This is a genomic window from Scandinavium lactucae, from assembly GCF_033843265.1.
Taxonomy (GTDB): domain Bacteria; phylum Pseudomonadota; class Gammaproteobacteria; order Enterobacterales; family Enterobacteriaceae; genus Scandinavium; species Scandinavium lactucae.
In genome coordinates this window covers 471865-489905 of record NZ_JAWXRD010000040.1, presented here as the reverse complement: position 1 = coordinate 489905, position 18041 = coordinate 471865, and the positions used below count along the sequence as shown (strand labels likewise).

Genomic DNA, 18041 nt, shown 5'->3' with positions numbered 1-18041 from the left:
GTGAATATGGGTAAAGCTCTCGTTATCGTTGAGTCCCCGGCAAAAGCCAAAACGATCAATAAGTATCTGGGTAATGACTACGTGGTTAAATCCAGCGTGGGTCATATCCGCGATCTGCCGACAAGTGGCTCAGCAAGCAAAAAGAGCGCTGACTCTACCGCCGCCAAACCGGCCAAAAAGCCGAAAAAAGATGAGCGCGGCGCGCTGGTCAACCGCATGGGCGTGGATCCGTGGCACGACTGGGCTGCCCAGTATGAAGTGCTGCCAGGCAAAGAAAAGGTTGTCGCTGAACTCAAACAGTTAGCCGAAAAAGCTGACCACATCTATCTCGCAACCGACCTTGACCGCGAAGGGGAAGCCATTGCATGGCACCTGCGGGAAGTGATAGGTGGTGATGACTCGCGCTATAGCCGCGTGGTGTTTAACGAGATAACCAAGAATGCAATTCGTCAGGCGTTTGACACGCCGGGCGAACTGAACATTGACCGTGTTAACGCTCAGCAGGCGCGTCGCTTTGTCGATCGCGTGGTGGGTTACATGGTTTCTCCACTGCTGTGGAAAAAAATCGCCCGTGGCCTGTCTGCGGGACGCGTGCAGTCGGTTGCCGTACGTCTGGTAGTTGAGCGTGAACGCGAAATTAAAGCGTTCGTCCCGGAAGAGTTCTGGGAAATTGACGCCAATACCGCCACGCCGTCAGGCGAGGCTCTGCCGCTCGAAGTCAGCCATCATAATGACAAGCCGTTCCGTCCGGTCACCCGCGACGAAACCATGGCGGCCGTTAGCCTGCTTGAAAAAGCACGCTACACCGTGCTTGAGCGTGAAGATAAGCCAACCAGCAGCAAGCCGGGCGCGCCGTTCATTACCTCCACCCTGCAACAGGCGGCAAGTACCCGTCTCGGTTACGGCGTGAAGAAAACCATGATGATGGCCCAGCGTCTGTATGAAGCGGGTTACATCACCTATATGCGTACTGACTCTACCAACCTGAGCCAGGACGCGGTGAACATGGTTCGCGACTATATTGGCGATAACTTCGGCAAGAAATATCTGCCAGAAAACGCCAATCAGTACACCAGCAAAGAGAACTCTCAGGAAGCGCACGAAGCGATTCGTCCTTCTGATGTCGCGGTGCTGGCGGAGTCGCTGAAAGATATGGAAGCCGACGCGCAGAAGCTGTATCAGCTGATTTGGCGTCAGTTTGTGGCCTGTCAGATGACACCGGCGCAGTACGATTCCACCACGCTGACCGTTGGCGCGGGTGATTTCAAACTGAAAGCGCGTGGCCGTACCCTGCGTTTCGACGGCTGGACGAAAGTCATGCCTGCGCTGCGCAAAGGCGATGAAGACCGCACCCTGCCACCGGTTAAAAAAGGTGAAGAGCTGGCACTGGTTGAACTGCTTCCGGCGCAACACTTTACCAAGCCGCCAGCGCGTTTCAGCGAAGCGTCTTTGGTTAAAGAACTCGAAAAACGTGGCATTGGCCGCCCGTCTACCTATGCGTCGATCATTTCGACCATCCAGGATCGCGGCTATGTTCGTACGGAAAACCGTCGTTTCTACGCCGAGAAAATGGGCGAAATCGTCACCGATCGTCTCGAAGCCAACTTCCGCGAGCTGATGAACTACGACTTCACCGCGCAGATGGAGAGCAGCCTCGACCAGGTCGCAAACCATCAGGCCGAGTGGAAACAGGTACTGAACGATTTCTTCGGCGACTTTACCCGTCAGCTGGAAACCGCTGAGAAGGATCCGGAAGAAGGCGGGATGCAGCCTAACTCGATGATACTTACCAGCATCGACTGCCCAACCTGTGGTCGTAAGATGGGCATTCGTACTGCCAGCACCGGCGTGTTCCTGGGCTGTTCCGGCTATGCGTTACCGCCGAAAGAGCGTTGTAAAACCACCATTAACCTGGTGCCGGAAAACGAAGTGCTGAACGTGCTCGAAGGCGATGATGCGGAAACCAACGCGCTGCGAGCTAAGCGCCGTTGTGCCAAATGCGGCACCGCGATGGACAGCTACCTTATCGATCCGAAGCGCAAGCTGCATGTCTGCGGTAATAACCCAACCTGCGACGGCTACGAAATCGAAGAAGGTGAGTTCCGTATCAAGGGTTATGACGGCCCGATCGTTGAGTGTGAGAAGTGTGGTTCTGAAATGCACCTGAAAATGGGGCGTTTTGGTAAGTACATGGCGTGCATCAACGACGACTGTAAAAATACCCGTAAGATCCTGCGTAACGGTGAAGTGGCTCCGCCGAAAGAAGATCCGGTTCCGCTGCCAGAACTGCCTTGCGAGAAATCAGACGCCTACTTCGTTCTGCGTGACGGGGCGGCGGGCGTGTTCCTCGCTGCCAATACCTTCCCGAAATCGCGTGAGACCCGCGCGCCGCTGGTGGAAGAGTTGTACCGCTTCCGCGATCGCCTGCCGGAAAAACTGCGCTATCTGGCGGATGCTCCGCAGGAAGACCCGCAGGGCAACAAGACCATGGTGCGTTTCAGCCGTAAAACCAAGCAGCAGTATGTGGCTTCGGAAAAAGACGGTAAAGCAACCGGCTGGTCTGCCTTCTTCATCGACGGTAAGTGGCAAGAAGTCGCGAAAAAATAACGTTTTTTAGCACCACTAAACCTTCCCCCAAGGGCCGCTCTGCGGCCCTTTTGTTTAGGGGAAATCACCTGCGTTATTATTTTTTCTTCCCATCTATACACATCCGGTATAAATGATATAGTGGTTATAGTTAACCCATTTCTTATTATTAAATCGTATTAGGCATCAGTGCCATACGCCTATCGGATACCGGTCATGAAACTACAGCAACTCCGTTATATCGTTGAGGTTGTGAACCATAACCTCAATGTCTCCTCGACTGCTGAAGGGTTATATACCTCTCAGCCGGGCATCAGTAAACAGGTTCGCATGCTCGAGGATGAGTTGGGTATTCAGATCTTCGCCCGCAGCGGAAAGCATCTGACGCAGGTTACGCCCGCCGGACAGGAAATTATCCGTATTGCCCGGGAAGTGCTATCCAAAGTGGATGCGATTAAGTCGGTAGCAGGGGAGCACACCTGGCCTGACAAAGGTTCGCTATACGTTGCCACCACTCACACGCAGGCCCGGTACGCGCTGCCAGGCGTTATCAAAGGGTTTATCGAGCGTTATCCGCGCGTCTCATTGCATATGCATCAGGGTTCGCCGACGCAAATCGCAGAGGCGGTCTCCAAAGGGAATGCGGATTTTGCTATCGCCACCGAAGCGCTGCATCTTTACGATGACCTGGTGATGCTGCCGTGCTACCACTGGAACCGCTCGATTGTGGTGACGCCGGATCACCCTCTGGCAGGGAAAGGATCAGTCACGATTGAAGAACTGGCACAGTATCCACTGGTAACGTACACCTTTGGCTTTACTGGCCGCTCCGAACTGGATACCGCCTTCAACCGTGCAGGGCTGACGCCGCGGATCGTATTCACCGCCACTGATGCCGACGTGATTAAAACCTACGTCCGGCTGGGCTTAGGCGTGGGCGTGATTGCGAGCATGGCGGTTGACCCCGTTTCCGACCCGGACCTGATCAAGCTCGAAGCAGGGGATATCTTCAGCCACAGTACCACCAAAATCGGGTTCCGCCGTAGCACCTTCCTGCGCAGCTATATGTATGATTTCATTCAGCGCTTTGCCCCGCATCTGACCCGTGACGTGGTGGATACCGCCGTGGCGTTGCGGTCTAATGAAGATATCGAAGAGATGTTTAAAGATATCAAATTGCCCGAGAAATAGTTTCCTGGGTCATTAATAGTGATATCCCCCAGTCGGGGGATATCGTGAAATAGATCACTTAACGTAAATTAAAATCTCCCTCATTTGCATTTACTGCCTTTCTGTTCGCCACTCCCTATGTTCTTTTTCGCCTTACTATCCTGTTAAATGCCGACAAAAGTAGAAACTATTTTGCCGCTACGCAAATTTTACTCATCAATTATTTATTTGCCGTCAAAGATTGGAGATTCAGCGGGTCATGATTCGTAAAATCGCTGGATTTTTGGCGCTTTTTTAATTAGGATTTATCTCAATGGTGATTAATCGTACCGATTGTTCGGTGCAATACTGATAAGTGATGCCGATTGTATGAGGTTAGCAATGCCTTCAGGACGTGAAGAACCGCAGAGGGAAGCTGAGCTGAAACGTAAAGCCTGGCTGGCGGTATTCCTGGGCTCCGCGCTGTTTTGGGTAGTGGTTGCAGTGCTCATCTGGAAATATTGGGGTTAAAAATGGTTGTTTCTGGTCAGAGTGTGTCCGTGAAGCCTACATGTCAGTCAAATGACAAACCACAGAGCCGCAAGAAGCCGACGGTGACCGTTCCCGCATCCTGGAAACTGACAACGCAGCAGCAGGATTTTATTGATTCCTTTGCTGATGCTGATAATAAAAAACGTTAATTCATCCCTTTGATTGTTTCTGTGAGTTGTTGGTACTTTTCGTTTTGTACTCGTTAATAAATACACCACAGCAATTACTCCGTTGCCTGAATAGGCTGTAAAAATGAATAACTATTTGGTGTTATATTATGAATACGAACCGTAGCACGAAATACTGGGCCTGGATGGGGGCGTTTTCACTCTCAGTCCTTTTCTGGTGCCAACTGGTCTTGATGCTGATCAAATAATCCTCTGACAAACCCGACGCTTACGTCGGGTTTTCCTTTTTTACCTGCCCCGTTTATCGTCCATTTAGCAATTCGGGTTGTTATCAAAGCGTTACGTTGAGGTTGTGTTATCTTTATAGACAGACCCTGAGGAGTTTCAGGGCTCGCAATCCCTGTCATAAAGGAGGAGCTATGTCGTCAACCCTACGAGAAGCCAGTAAGGACACGCTACAGGCCAAGGCCAAAACGTATCACTATTATAGCCTGCCGCTGGCCGCCAAAACCCTTGGCGATCTTACCCGTTTGCCTAAATCACTCAAAGTCCTGCTCGAAAATCTGCTGCGTTGGCAGGACGGTGATTCCGTTACTGAAGAAGATATTCACGCCCTGGCCGGGTGGCTGAAAAATGCCCATGCTGACCGTGAAATTGCCTATCGTCCTGCCCGCGTCCTGATGCAGGATTTCACCGGTGTGCCCGCCGTGGTTGATCTCGCGGCGATGCGTGAGGCGGTGAAACGCCTCGGTGGCGATACCGCAAAGGTCAATCCGCTCTCACCCGTGGACCTGGTGATTGACCACTCGGTGACCGTCGATCACTTTGGTGATGACGACGCGTTTGGTGAAAACGTACGCCTTGAAATGGAGCGTAACCACGAACGCTATGAGTTCCTGCGGTGGGGGCAACAGGCGTTCAGTCGCTTTAGCGTCGTGCCGCCGGGCACCGGTATTTGCCACCAGGTCAACCTGGAATATCTCGGTAAAGCGGTGTGGAGTGAACTGCAAAATGGCGAGTGGATTGCCTATCCGGATACCTTAGTCGGCACCGACTCCCATACCACCATGATCAACGGCCTCGGCGTGCTAGGTTGGGGTGTCGGCGGGATTGAAGCGGAAGCGGCGATGCTCGGCCAGCCAGTTTCAATGCTTATCCCGGATGTCGTCGGTTTTAAACTGACCGGCAAACTACGCGAAGGGATCACCGCCACTGACCTGGTATTGACCGTCACCCAGATGCTGCGTAAGCATGGCGTGGTCGGTAAATTTGTCGAATTCTACGGCGACGGACTGGACACGCTGCCGCTGGCAGATCGGGCAACCATCGCCAACATGGCACCGGAATATGGCGCAACCTGCGGCTTCTTCCCGATAGATGGTGTGACCCTTGAATACATGCGCCTCAGTGGACGCAGTGAAGATCAACTCGAACTGGTGGAAACCTACGCCAAAGCCCAGGGGATGTGGCGTAATACTGGCGATGAACCGGTGTTTACCAGCACCCTCGAACTGGATATGGATGAGGTAGAGGCCAGCCTGGCCGGGCCTAAACGTCCACAGGACCGCGTGGCGTTGGGCGATGTGCCGAAAGCCTTCGCCCGGAGTTCCGAACTGGAACTGAATACCGCGCAAAAGGACCGTAATCCGGTCGACTATACGTTGAACGGGCATCAGTATCAGCTCCCCGACGGGGCCGTGGTTATTGCGGCGATCACCTCCTGTACCAACACCTCGAACCCAAGCGTATTGATGGCCGCCGGTTTGCTGGCGAAAAAAGCCGTTAAACTGGGGCTGGTTCGCCAACCGTGGGTTAAAGCCTCATTAGCGCCGGGGTCGAAAGTGGTGTCGGATTATCTGGCACACGCTAAGCTGACGCCGTATCTCGATGAACTGGGGTTTAATCTGGTGGGGTACGGCTGTACCACCTGTATCGGTAACTCGGGTCCACTGCCAGACCCGATTGAAACGGCGATTAAAAAAGGTGACTTGACCGTAGGGGCGGTGCTCTCCGGTAACCGCAACTTCGAAGGCCGTATTCATCCGCTGGTAAAAACCAACTGGCTGGCCTCGCCGCCGCTGGTGGTGGCCTACGCGCTGGCGGGCAATATGAATATTAATCTGCTCACTGATCCACTGGGACACGACCAAAAGGGCGACCCGGTGTATCTGAAAGATATCTGGCCGAGTGGGAAAGAGATTGCGCGTGCGGTAGAAGAAGTCTCTACCGAAATGTTCCGCAAAGAGTATGCCGAAGTCTTTGAAGGCACGCCGGAGTGGAAAGCTATTCAGGTCGACAAATCGGATACCTACGGTTGGCAGCAGGATTCCACTTACATCCGTCTGTCACCGTTCTTCGACGAAATGGGTGCAGAGCCGGATCCGGTGCAAGATATTCGCGGGGCGCGTATTTTGGCGATGCTGGGGGATTCCGTTACCACCGACCATATCTCTCCGGCGGGCAATATCAAAGCAGACAGCCCGGCGGGGCGCTATCTGCAAAACCACGGCGTTGAGCGTCGCGATTTCAACTCCTACGGTTCAAGACGCGGTAACCATGAAGTCATGATGCGCGGGACTTTTGCCAACATCCGTATCCGCAATGAAATGGTGCCGGGCGTGGAAGGCGGCATGACGCGCCATCTGCCGGGTTCCGAAGTCATTTCGATTTACGATGCGGCCATGCGTTATCAGGAACAGGGCACGCCGCTGGCGGTGATCGCCGGGAAAGAGTACGGTTCCGGATCGAGCCGTGACTGGGCAGCGAAAGGCCCACGTCTGCTGGGTGTCCGGGTGGTTATCTCCGAATCGTTCGAGCGTATTCACCGTTCGAACCTGATCGGGATGGGCATTTTACCGCTGGAGTTCCCGCAGGGGACAACGCGCAACACGCTGGGGCTGACGGGCGCAGAGCAGATAGACATTGCCGATCTGCAAAGTCTGAAACCAGGGGCTACCGTGCCGGTGACCCTGACGCGCGCCGACGGTAAAAAGGAAGTGATTGAGTGTCGTTGCCGGATTGATACCGCCACCGAACTGACTTACTACCAGAACGACGGTATCCTACATTATGTGATTCGCAATATGCTTCGTTAATGTAAAAGCGCCCGGCGGCGCACACTTGCCAGGCCTACGGATCCCACTGTAGGTCTGGCAAACGCAGTGCCACCTGACACCATCGCTCAGAACATCACCGGTAACCCCAACCCGCGCTTAACTGCCACAAGCGTTTCCTGCGTGCGCTGATGTGCCTTTTCACTGCCTTGCTTCAGCAATCCCATCAGCATCTCTTTATCGGCGATATACTTCTGACGACGTTCACGTACAGGGGCCAACAGGGTTTGCAGGCATTCCTCCAGTTCGTTCTTGCACTGCCGGTCGCCGAGGCCGCCTTGCTGATAGTGCGCTTTCATTTCCGCGACTTTATCGCGGTCGGGATGGAACGCATCGAGATAGGTGAATACGACGTTGCCTTCAATCTTACCTGGGTCGCTAATCCGCAGATGGCCCGGGTCGGTGTACATCGCGCTGACCGCCCGATGAATCTCCTCTTCGCTGGCGGCAAGCGTTAACGTATTGCCCAGTGATTTCGACATTTTGGCCGCGCCGTCAATACCCGGCAGGCGGCTGGTGGCGCTTAGCAGCGCTGTGCAATGGCGCAGCACCGGCGCATCCAGCAGGCTGTTCATCTTATGCACAATCTCATTGGTCTGCTCAATCATTGGCAACTGGTCGTCGCCGACCGGCACCCGATCGGCACCAAACGCGGTGATGTCTGCCGCCTGACTGATCGGATAGACCAGGAAACCGGTAGGCAGAGAACGGGAGAAGCCTTTCTGCTGGATCTCATTTTTTACCGTGGGGTTACGTTTCACCCGCGAGACAGTAACGATGTTCATGTACAGCATGGTCAACTCTGCCAGGGCGGGTAGCGCCGATTGCAGACAGATAGTGGTGCGCAGTGGATCAATTCCCACCGCCAGATAATCGGCCATCACTTCCAGCACGTTACGGGCGATTTTTTCCGGCTGCGAGCCATTATCGGTCAGACCCTGTAAATCGGCGATCAGAATGTACTGTGGGTGCAAGGCCTGTAGTTCGACGCGCTGGCGCAAAGATCCCGCGTAATGGCCAAGATGCAGCTGCCCGGTAGGACGATCGCCGGTCAAAATAACGTGTTGTGAAGAGGGTGAGTGTGTCATCAGAAGCTCCTGTGTTTGGCCCCGGAGACGGTTCTGCTGACAGAGTGGACGCCTTCCGGCGGCCTGAGAGTAAAAAAAGAGTAGGGGATATCAGGCTGCCTTGATTAAGGCTGCCACCAACGCAAAGTGAGGGAGATGCGATTGCTGTTCATGGTTTGACAATAACGTAAATTGAGATTCGACACAATGCAGTGCGGCACCCGCAGGCACCGCGCTGGATTTAGTTGCCGAGCAGGTGACCCATCTTCGCGGCTTTGGTATCAAGATAGTGTTCGTTTTTCGGGTTGCGGCCAACAATCAGCGGCACGCGTTCAACGATGTTGATCCCGGCTTCGGTGAGGATCTCGACTTTTTTCGGGTTGTTGGTCAGCAGACGCACTTCGTCAACGCCCAGCAGCTTGAACATATCTGCACAGAGAGTGAAATCACGCTCGTCCGCCGCGAAACCCAGTTGATGGTTCGCTTCGACGGTATCGTATCCTTGATCTTGCAGCGCATAGGCGCGGATTTTATTCAGCAGGCCAATATTACGACCTTCCTGACGGTGATACATCAGGATCCCGCGACCCTCTTCGGCGATGTGTGTCAGCGCTGCCTCCAACTGGAAACCACAGTCACAGCGCAGGCTGAACAGGGCATCACCGGTCAGACATTCAGAATGCACGCGCGCCAGGACAGGCGTTTTCCCGGATATATCGCCGAACACCAGGGCGACGTGATCCTGCCCGGTTGCCAGTTCTTCAAAGCCCACCATCAGGAAGTCGCCCCAGGGGGTTGGCAGTTTGGCTTCTGCCACACGTTTAAGCTGCATGTGATTCTCCAGATTATATCGGCATATTCGTGCCTTCTGTTTCCGGCTATTTTGCCACAACGCTCAGGCTTCACCTAATGGCTGACAGCTGTCTGCTGCTTAAGCGCACAATTCGACCTCTTTTCACGAAGTTTCGTTTTTCAGTTATGATTGTGATGTTTAAGGAAAAAGGAGAGACCATGCTTTCTATTGCCAGACGAACCACGGCAGGAGCCGCGGTGTTACTCATCATGCCGGTTGCGGTATGGATTTCCGGCTGGACGTGGCAGCCGGGGAACAATGCCTGGTGGCTGAAAGTGTTGTACTGGGTAACCGAAACCGTGACCCAGCCCTGGGGTATCATTACGCATGTCATTCTCTGCGCGTGGTTTTTGTGGTGCCTTCGCTTCCGCCTGCGTGCAGCGTTAACCCTGTTCGCGATCCTCGCCGGGGCCATCCTCATCGGCCAGGGGGCAAAATCCTGGGTAAAAGACCGCGTGCAGGAGCCAAGACCGTTTGTCATCTGGCTGGAAAAAACGCAACAGGTGCCGGTGGAGGAGTTCTACACTTTAAAGCGTAAGGACCGCGCGCATTTGGTGAAACACCAACTGGCGGACCGAAATGATTTACCGCTATTTTTACGTCAACACTGGCAAAAAGAGACTGGATTCGCGTTTCCGTCGGGCCACACCATGTTTGCAGCAAGTTGGGCGCTGCTGGGGGTAGGTCTGCTGTGGCCGCGCCGTCGCACCGTCACCCTTGTTGTGTTGTTGGTTTGGGCGACGGCGGTGATGGGCAGTCGACTGCTCCTGGGGATGCACTGGCCGCGCGATCTGGTGGTCGCTACCCTGATGTCCTGGTTGTTAGTCACGGTCGCCACCTGGCTTGCCCAGAAGCTTTGTGGTCCATTGACGCCACCGGGTGAAGAAGCAAGGGAAATCCGAAACCGCGAGTCTGAAGAGTGACGAAGGTTGATTTAGGGCATTTCTACCCACAAATCCTTAGCGGGCAGCACGCTTGCCAGTTTCGCCGTTGCGGCGAAGATGGTACTTTATAGGGCTGGAAGCGAAAGACTGAACATGATTTATTCACATAAACCACATAACGGGAAGTAATGTGAAATATTTACTCATTTTCCTACTGGTGCTGGCGATTTTCGTTATCTCCGTCACCCTCGGCGCACAAAACGATCAGCAGGTCACTTTCAACTATTTGCTGGCGCAAGGGGAGTTTCGGATCTCCACCCTGTTAGCGGTACTGTTTGCTGCGGGCTTTGCCATCGGCTGGCTGATTTGCGGCATGTTCTGGCTGCGTACCCGCGTTTCGCTGATGCGTGCTGAACGCAAAATTAAACGCCTCGAGCAACAGCTTGCTCCGGCGACCCCTGCTTCGTCTGCGCCGGTCGTTCCGGCTGTGAAGGAATAACTTTCTATGCTGGAGTTGTTGTTTCTGCTTTTGCCTGTTGCTGCCGCTTACGGCTGGTATATGGGCCGCAGAAGTGCACAACAGTCCAAACAGGACGATGCGAACCGCCTCTCCCGTGACTATGTCGCGGGCGTTAACTTTCTGCTGAGCAATCAGCAGGACAAAGCGGTCGACTTGTTCCTCGACATGCTTAAAGAGGACACCGGCACCGTCGAAGCGCACCTGACGCTCGGCAACCTGTTCCGCTCGCGTGGTGAAGTTGACCGCGCTATCCGCATTCACCAGACCTTAATGGAAAGCGCATCGTTAACCTACGATCAGCGCCTGCTGGCCGTGCAGCAGCTGGGCCGTGACTACATGGCCGCGGGCTTGTATGACCGTGCGGAAGACATGTTCAACCAGCTGGTGGATGAAACCGAATTCCGCGTGAGTGCCCTCCAGCAGCTGTTGCAGATTTATCAGGCGACCAGCGACTGGCAGAAAGCCATCGAGGTGGCCGAACGTCTCGTGAAACTCGGTAAAGAAAAACACCGTCCTGAAATAGCCCATTTCTGGTGCGAACTGGCCCTGCAACAGATGGGCAATGACGACATGGATAAAGCCATGACGTTCCTGAAAAAGGGCGCAGCCGCCGATCGTAATAGCGCGCGTGTGTCGATAATGATTGGTCGGGTGCTGATGGCCAAAGGCGAATATGCCAAAGCGGTAGAATCGCTGCAAAAAGTCATCGATCAGGACCGCGAGCTGGTCAGTGAAACCCTGGAAATGCTGCAAACCTGCTACCAGCAGCTCGGTAAAGATGAGGAGTGGGAACACTTCCTGAGACGTGCGGTGGAAGAAAACACCGGAGCAACTGCCGAGCTGATGCTGGCTCAAATTATGGAACAGCGCGAAGGCGCTGATACCGCGCAAACCTACGTCACGCGCCAGCTACAACGCCATCCGACCATGCGCGTGTTCCACAAACTGATGGACTACCACCTCAATGAAGCGGAAGCCGGGCGCGCGAAAGACAGCCTGATGGTGCTGCGTGACATGGTAGGTGAGCAGGTCCGCAGTAAACCGCGCTATCGCTGCCAGAAATGCGGCTTCACGGCGTACACCCTCTATTGGCACTGTCCATCCTGCCGGGCCTGGTCCACGGTCAAACCTATCCGCGGCCTCGACGGCCAGTAATTTTTAAAAAACGCCTGCATTAGTTACAACATCCTTATGACTTTTTACACCTCATCTGTGGCATCGTGCCCGCCTAAGTCTGGCAGGCGGGAACCGGCCAATCCAGCCTGTCAATTTCAGCACTTCACAGGTAGAATGCACGCCGTTTACCGATTTTTCGCCGGTTGCGGCCCACAACAAGAAGGTCTGGTCATGACGTCTGAATCCCGTATTGTTACTTCCTCTCCCGTAGTCGTTGCCCTTGATTATGATAATCGTGATAAAGCCTTAGCCTTTGTCGACAGAATCGACCCGCGCGACTGCCGTCTGAAAGTCGGGAAAGAGATGTTCACCCTGTTTGGGCCGCAGTTGGTTCGTGACCTGCAACAGCGCGGGTTCGATATCTTCCTCGATCTGAAATTCCACGACATTCCGAACACCACGGCACATGCGGTCGCCGCTGCGGCCGATTTGGGCGTGTGGATGGTCAACGTACATGCCTCTGGTGGGGCACGGATGATGACGGCGGCCCGTGAAGCGCTGCTGCCCTTTGGCAAAGATGCGCCGCTGCTGATTGCGGTCACCGTGCTGACCAGCATGGAAGCCAGTGATTTGCAGGATTTGGGGATTACCCTTTCTCCGGCCGATCACGCGGCGAAGCTGGCGGCTTTAACCCAGCGTTGCGGTCTGGACGGGGTGGTCTGTTCCGCGCAGGAAGCGGTGCGCTTCAAGCAGGAACGCGGACAGGCGTTTAAACTGGTTACACCAGGCATTCGACCGGCAGGAAGTGATGCTGGCGATCAGCGGCGGATTATGACCCCGGAACAGGCGCAGGCGGCGGGCGTTGATTATATGGTTATCGGGCGGCCGGTAACTCAATCTGCCGATCCGGCACAAACCCTGCGTCAAATTAACGCGTCTCTCACGAAGGAGGCCTAATGAACGATTCTAACAGCCGTCTGGTGTACTCCACTGATAGTGGCCGCATTGACGAGCCGAAAGCCGCCGTCGAGCGCCCTAAAGGCGATGGCATTGTGCGTATTCAGCGCCAGACCAGCGGCCGTAAAGGTAAGGGTGTGTGTCTGGTGACTGGCATTGATTTGGATGATACCGAACTGGCCAAAATTGCCGCCGAACTGAAGAAAAAATGCGGATGTGGTGGGGCAGTGAAAGACGGCGTGATTGAAATTCAGGGCGATAAACGCGACCTAATTAAATCGCTGTTGGAAGCTAAAGGTATGAAGGTCAAACTGGCCGGTGGTTAACCGTCGCATAATCGACCTAAATAAAAGGGCCACGCAATTGCGTGGCCCTGTTTTTTTATCGTGCGTAAGTCAGACCTGACTATTATTTTTTTTATCATTCCCCGTCAGGGAATTATTTACCAACCTGGTGGCCAATAATACCACCGACTGCTGCACCGCCGAGAGTACCTAAGGTACTACCATCCGTCAGCACTGCGCCGCCAATCGCACCTGCACCGGCCCCGAGAGCGGTGTTACGGTCGCGTTTGGACCAGTTAGAACATGCGCTAAGGGACATGATCAAGGTTGCAGCCAATACGGCAGCAGTCATTTTTTTGCTCATTGAAGTCATAAAGTTCTCTCCTGAATAATATCTCCACGAAAGTGCCTACATTCAGTTTAGTCCGGAATGGAAAACCGTGCGGCATTCATGGAACAGGTTGCGCAGGGGTTACTTAAATCACGCAAGTGATAGTCACTTCCTGTTATATCGCTAACATTAATTTTACGTCGTTGGGGGATAACAGGCAGGTAAAAAATCTTAATTGGTGCGTCAGAACAGTCCTAGATGTGACGGGATATTGAAGAGTGAAACAGAATAACGCGTGTTAAAAGGTGTTAAAAAAATCCCCCCCGCACGCGGGGGTAACGTTTATGGACGTTTGACGATGTCTACCGTCAGGCCAGAACGCTCCAGCTGTTGCTGCTGTTCGGCTGCCAGCCCGTCATCGGTGATGACTCGATTAAACTTGCTCGTCAGGCCCAACGGATAAGGATGAACCGCGCCAAATTTCGAGCTGTCACTCAGGACGATGGCTTCACAGCCTTTGTCCAGCACCGCGCTCACCACATCAGCACGCATCATATCGCGCCCGGTAAACCCGGTGTCGCTCTGCCATCCATCCACACCGATAAATGCTTTACTGAAATGCACCTGCTGGATGTACTGGCGGGTTAACGGCCCAACCATACTTTCGCTTTTCTTCTGATAGATGCCGCCCAGCAGAATGACTTCCCCCGGCGTCTCTTTCAGCAAATGGGCGATGTAGCTGCTAACGGTAATGATGGTTATGCCTGGCTGCTCCGCGAGCGCCCGCGCGAGAAGGGCGTTGCTGCTACCGTTTTCGATAAACACCGTCTCGCCAGGGTTAACCAGACCGGCCGCATAGGCAGCAAGTTCACGCTTGAGCGAGAAATTGTTCATCATGCGCGTTTCGACATCTTCGCTGTCCAGCGGGACGGCGAAACCGTGGGTGCGGCGCAGATAACTTTGTTTTTCCAGCAGATTCAGATCCTGACGAATGGTCACTTCTGAAACACCGGTCATCAGGGCAAGATCGGCAACGCTCATGCGGCCTTTGTCGATCACCATTTGTAAAATAGATTGTTGTCGGGCGTTCATATCACGATCGCTGCTTTATTAAATTTCCCAGGGAGATTTCGGCTGAGCAGAATTCTGTTCCTGCTCGCCGGACGCCTGAGCCAACAGCTCTGCCTTCAGAATTTCCAGATTGTTAATCGCAGAGTGATAGTCACCCGCTACCAGAATATCCAGCACGGTATCAACACGTTGAGCTAACTGGCGCGCATCGAGGTTTGACATAGGCCTTCCTGAGAGAAAAGTAAGAAAAATCAATGATGCAAAAAATGGCGGCAAAAGAGAAGCGGAAAATGGTTTGCCGAAAAAACACATAACATAAAATTATTAATTGCCACCATTACATTTCCGCGACAAATGGGCTGGATTAGTCTGAGGGGGCGCGCAACGCGCTTTTTTCTATGAGGATTAGATTATGACTGTGATTAATCAGCCTACCTGTAAACTGTTCACCGATACTGAACGATTCACTCAACTCTCTGCTTTCTACGAGGAGGAGCGGCGCACCGTCTGGATGATGCTGCGTGCCCAGCCGCGCCCGTGCTTCAACCATGTGCTGATTGAAGAGATCATGAACCTGTCATGGCTGGTAAAGCAGCAGGGGTTTGTCGTTGATTTCTGGGTCACCGGCTCTCTGGTCACGGGGATCTACAACACGGGCGGCGATCTGGGCTTTTTTGTGGAATGTATTCGCAACGGGCGGCGGGAAGCGCTTCGCGCCTACGCTCGCGCCTGCGTCGATTGCGTCCATGCGGCGTCGAGAGCGTTTGATACCGGGGCTATCAGCATAGCGATGGTTGAGGGCAGTGCGCTGGGCGGCGGCTTTGAGGCGGCGTTGGCGCACCATTTCATCCTTGCTCAGCGCGATGCGAGAATGGGATTCCCGGAAATAGCGTTTAATCTCTTCCCCGGCATGGGGGCCTACTCGCTGGTCAGTCGTCGATCGGGCATGAAGCTCGCCGAACAGCTGATTTACCGGGGCGAGGCGCATACCGCGGAATGGCACGAGCAGCGAGGTCTGGTGGATGTGTTGTTTGAACCGGGGGACAGTTACGTGGCAACGCGTACTTTCATTGACACGTTGCTGCCGAAGCTCAATGGCGTGCGTGCCATGCTACGGGCGCGTCAGCGGGTGTTAACCCTGCCGAGAAGCGAGCTGATGGACATCACCGAGGATTGGGTGGAGGCCGCGTTCTGCCTCCAGGAGAAAGACATTGCCTATATGGAACGTCTGGTCATGCTACAGAATCGGCATACTCAGGTTGCGCTGCGTAAAGCCAGTTAGCGCAGCTTGCGGGTCTGACGCCGTTTAAGCCAGCGCTCGAAAACGGCAGCGGGCATCGGCTTAGCAAATAAAAATCCCTGCCGTTCGTTGACGCCATTCTTGGTAAGAAAGGCGTCTTCTTTTGCGCTCTCCACCCCTTCGGCAATCACCTGTAAATTCAACGCCTGCGCCACCGCCACAATCGCGCGGACCAGCGATTGCGAGACCGATTGTTTATGCACATCGCGGACGAATACCTGATCGAGCTTGATAGCATCAATCGGGAAACGCGCCAGCTGTGATAGGGAAGAGTAGCCGGTACCGAAATCGTCCAGATGCACCTGGGCTCCGAGGGCACTAAACTGCTGAATCACCGAGTGCGCCAGCTCTTCATTCTCAATCAGACAGCTTTCCGTCAGCTCCACATCGATAGGGCAATACTCAAACTTGAGATCCCGCAGCGCCTGTTTGAGGTCACTGAAAATGGTTTGATCCGCTAACTGGCGGGCCGAGACGTTCACCGCCACACGCAGGTTAATCCCTTTGTCGCGCCACAACGCCACCTGACGCACCACGTCGAGCATCACCCAGCGACCGAGCGGTACAATCAGCCCGGATTCTTCGGCGTAGGAGATAAAATCACCCGGCGGGATCAGGCCACGTTCGGGCGATTCCCAACGCACCAGGGCTTCCAGGCTGCGCACTTCGCCACGCCAGGTAATTTTCGGCTGGTAATGGATAACTAACTGATTGTTGTCCAGGGCCTTACGCAGGTTGGTGTCGAGCCACAGATACTCAAACACCCGCTGGTTCATCTCGGGCGAGAACACGCAGAACTTGCCGCGACCGCCTTCTTTAGCGGTATACATTGCGGTGTCAGCATTGCGGATCAGGCTTTCACGATCGTTGCCGTGCTGGGGGGCGAGGGAAATACCGAGGGAACAGCCGCTGTAGACCTCAATCAGCCCAATACGAAACGGGTCACGCAAACGGGTCAGGATCCGGGACGACATCGCCTCCAGGCTACCCTGGGAGGTATGCGTTGCCAAAACGATGAACTCATCGCCGCCGAGGCGCGCCAGGGTCTGGCCTTCTTCCAGGCAGCTTAAAATCGACAAGGCGACCGATTGCAGCAGCTGATCGCCAAACATATGCCCATAGGCATCGTTCACTTTTTTGAAGTTATCAAGGTCGAGGTACACGATACCGACCTGATTATCCTCGCGGGTGGTAATCGCGTCGCTGATCATGTCGTTGATGGCGTTGCGATTGGGCAGACCCGTGATGGTGTCGGTATTCGCCAGCACCCGCAGGCGTTCCTGCGCCCGGCGCTCCTCGGTAATATCCGTCCCGGAGCAGATTAAATAGATTTCATTTTTGCCGCTGCCGCTGTGCACGAACTTATTACGGAACAAAAACAGGCGCTGGCCTTTGCGGGTTTTAACCCAGCGTTCGACTTCATACGAACTGCCATTTTTAAAAAATCCGCTGATATTGCGTCGGGAAGCGGCGGCTTCGGCCGGGCTCATGAACAGCTTAAAAACGTTCTGCCCGATGACCTCTTGCTCTTTCATCCCGGTATATTCTTCGCTCAGACGATTAAAGCGCTGAATATTGCCGTGCCGGTCGAGAATAACGATTACCGAATTGGCTTCGGAAACCACCTGTTCGGCGAATGAAAGACCCTGGACTAAATCGCGGGCAACGGATCCGGTGTCATCCCAGGCAGAGGCGCTGCCAGCCCATTGCGACTTATTAATTTTGCGGCCCACCAGATGCACCGGCACGGTGTTACCGTAAAGACTCAGACTTAGCGTCAGGCTGGAGGTGATCACCGTCATCTCGCGAATGCTGTCTGCCTGTTCTGCGCTTAGCGCCACAACCTGACTTGTTTCGGTCTCCTCGCTGGCAGCCAGATGCAGCGCGTTGCTGTCACCCGATAATCGCCAGTAGGGACTGGTGGTCCCCAGATACCGATAAAGTAGGTTCTGCTCCGTTTCCTCAGCCATGTCTTCTCCCAAACACCATTAGCGCAAACATTGATAAAAGCCAGCACAGCCAGGTTATTGTTTTAAGCGGTGATCCACCACTTTATTGTGATCGCTTTTGCTGGAATGTGGGGGGAAACTGGAAAAAAATTGTGGGGGATATCGCATGTAGGGAGAAGAA

The 18041-nt window shown here is 54.1% G+C and carries 18 protein-coding genes; 12 read left to right on the top strand and 6 right to left on the bottom strand.

What is annotated here, in order from left to right; all coding sequences use genetic code 11:
• Positions 1-6 precede the first annotated feature (6 nt).
• The 6 genes from topA (at position 7) to acnA (ending at position 7510) form a co-directional block, all read left to right on the top strand.
• Positions 7-2607, top strand: coding sequence for a type I DNA topoisomerase (gene topA, locus SIK69_RS19930; protein WP_319786895.1), 2601 nt, complete (start codon positions 7-9; stop codon positions 2605-2607).
• A 195-nt stretch (positions 2608-2802) separates the two neighbouring features.
• Positions 2803-3777 (top strand): HTH-type transcriptional regulator CysB, encoded by a 975-nt coding sequence (gene cysB, locus SIK69_RS19925; protein WP_097161090.1) that lies wholly within the window; start codon positions 2803-2805, stop codon positions 3775-3777.
• Positions 3778-4104: 327 nt separating this feature from the next.
• Complete coding sequence (locus SIK69_RS19920) at positions 4105-4266, top strand: YmiA family putative membrane protein (protein ID WP_510463478.1); 162 nt, start codon at positions 4105-4107, stop codon at positions 4264-4266.
• Between the two features lie 2 nt (positions 4267-4268).
• Positions 4269-4436, top strand: a complete 168-nt coding sequence (locus SIK69_RS23040; RefSeq protein ID WP_510463474.1) for a YciX family protein — start codon at positions 4269-4271, stop codon at positions 4434-4436.
• Between the two features lie 128 nt (positions 4437-4564).
• Positions 4565-4663: a small membrane protein YmiC gene (ymiC, locus tag SIK69_RS19915; RefSeq protein ID WP_319630125.1), complete on the top strand. Its 99-nt coding sequence runs from the start codon at positions 4565-4567 to the stop codon at positions 4661-4663.
• Positions 4664-4834: 171 nt separating this feature from the next.
• Complete coding sequence (acnA, locus tag SIK69_RS19910; protein ID WP_319786894.1) at positions 4835-7510, top strand: aconitate hydratase AcnA; 2676 nt, start codon at positions 4835-4837, stop codon at positions 7508-7510.
• A gap of 86 nt (positions 7511-7596) precedes the next feature.
• On the opposite strand, the gene trpS is transcribed toward acnA, so the two are convergent.
• Positions 7597-8616 carry a tryptophan--tRNA ligase gene (trpS, locus tag SIK69_RS19905; RefSeq protein WP_319786893.1) on the bottom strand — a complete coding sequence of 340 codons (1020 nt, stop codon included), beginning with the start codon at positions 8614-8616 and terminating at the stop codon, positions 7597-7599.
• 220 nt (positions 8617-8836) lie between these two features.
• Positions 8837-9427 (bottom strand): GTP cyclohydrolase II, encoded by a 591-nt coding sequence (gene ribA / locus SIK69_RS19900; RefSeq protein ID WP_319786892.1) that lies wholly within the window; start codon positions 9425-9427, stop codon positions 8837-8839.
• Positions 9428-9606: 179 nt separating this feature from the next.
• Between ribA and pgpB the strand changes: the two genes are divergently transcribed.
• The 5 genes from pgpB to yciH all read left to right on the top strand — a co-directional run bounded on the left by pgpB (position 9607) and on the right by yciH (position 13251).
• Positions 9607-10371, top strand: coding sequence for a phosphatidylglycerophosphatase B (gene pgpB, locus SIK69_RS19895; protein WP_319786891.1), 765 nt, complete (start codon positions 9607-9609; stop codon positions 10369-10371).
• A 151-nt stretch (positions 10372-10522) separates the two neighbouring features.
• Complete coding sequence (locus SIK69_RS19890; protein WP_319630130.1) at positions 10523-10831, top strand: LapA family protein; 309 nt, start codon at positions 10523-10525, stop codon at positions 10829-10831.
• A 6-nt stretch (positions 10832-10837) separates the two neighbouring features.
• Positions 10838-12007, top strand: a complete 1170-nt coding sequence (lapB, locus tag SIK69_RS19885; protein ID WP_319630131.1) for a lipopolysaccharide assembly protein LapB — start codon at positions 10838-10840, stop codon at positions 12005-12007.
• Between the two features lie 192 nt (positions 12008-12199).
• Positions 12200-12925 carry an orotidine-5'-phosphate decarboxylase gene (gene pyrF / locus SIK69_RS19880; RefSeq protein WP_319630132.1) on the top strand — a complete coding sequence of 242 codons (726 nt, stop codon included), beginning with the start codon at positions 12200-12202 and terminating at the stop codon, positions 12923-12925.
• Positions 12925-13251 carry a stress response translation initiation inhibitor YciH gene (gene yciH, locus SIK69_RS19875; protein WP_319630133.1) on the top strand — a complete coding sequence of 109 codons (327 nt, stop codon included), beginning with the start codon at positions 12925-12927 and terminating at the stop codon, positions 13249-13251. Before pyrF ends, yciH begins: the two co-directional genes overlap by 1 nt.
• Positions 13252-13363: 112 nt before the next feature.
• Here yciH and osmB read toward each other — a convergent pair whose 3' ends face one another.
• From osmB to SIK69_RS19860, 3 genes are all read right to left on the bottom strand, one after another.
• On the bottom strand, positions 13364-13582 hold the full coding sequence (gene osmB / locus SIK69_RS19870) for an osmotically-inducible lipoprotein OsmB (protein WP_110507938.1): 219 nt from the start codon (positions 13580-13582) through the stop codon (positions 13364-13366).
• A gap of 300 nt (positions 13583-13882) precedes the next feature.
• Positions 13883-14632 carry a DNA-binding transcriptional regulator YciT gene (yciT, locus tag SIK69_RS19865; protein WP_319630134.1) on the bottom strand — a complete coding sequence of 250 codons (750 nt, stop codon included), beginning with the start codon at positions 14630-14632 and terminating at the stop codon, positions 13883-13885.
• A gap of 18 nt (positions 14633-14650) precedes the next feature.
• Entirely contained in the window at positions 14651-14833 is a 183-nt protein-coding gene (locus tag SIK69_RS19860; protein WP_319630135.1) for a YciZ family protein, read from the bottom strand.
• A gap of 190 nt (positions 14834-15023) precedes the next feature.
• On the opposite strand from SIK69_RS19860, the gene SIK69_RS19855 reads away from it, so the two are divergent.
• Complete coding sequence (locus SIK69_RS19855; protein ID WP_319630136.1) at positions 15024-15893, top strand: crotonase/enoyl-CoA hydratase family protein; 870 nt, start codon at positions 15024-15026, stop codon at positions 15891-15893.
• Here the strand turns inward: SIK69_RS19855 and pdeR are convergent.
• Positions 15890-17881 carry a cyclic di-GMP phosphodiesterase gene (gene pdeR, locus SIK69_RS19850; RefSeq protein ID WP_319630137.1) on the bottom strand — a complete coding sequence of 664 codons (1992 nt, stop codon included), beginning with the start codon at positions 17879-17881 and terminating at the stop codon, positions 15890-15892. The two genes, SIK69_RS19855 and pdeR, sit on opposite strands and share 4 nt — an antisense overlap.
• Between the last annotated feature and the right edge of the window lie 160 nt (positions 17882-18041).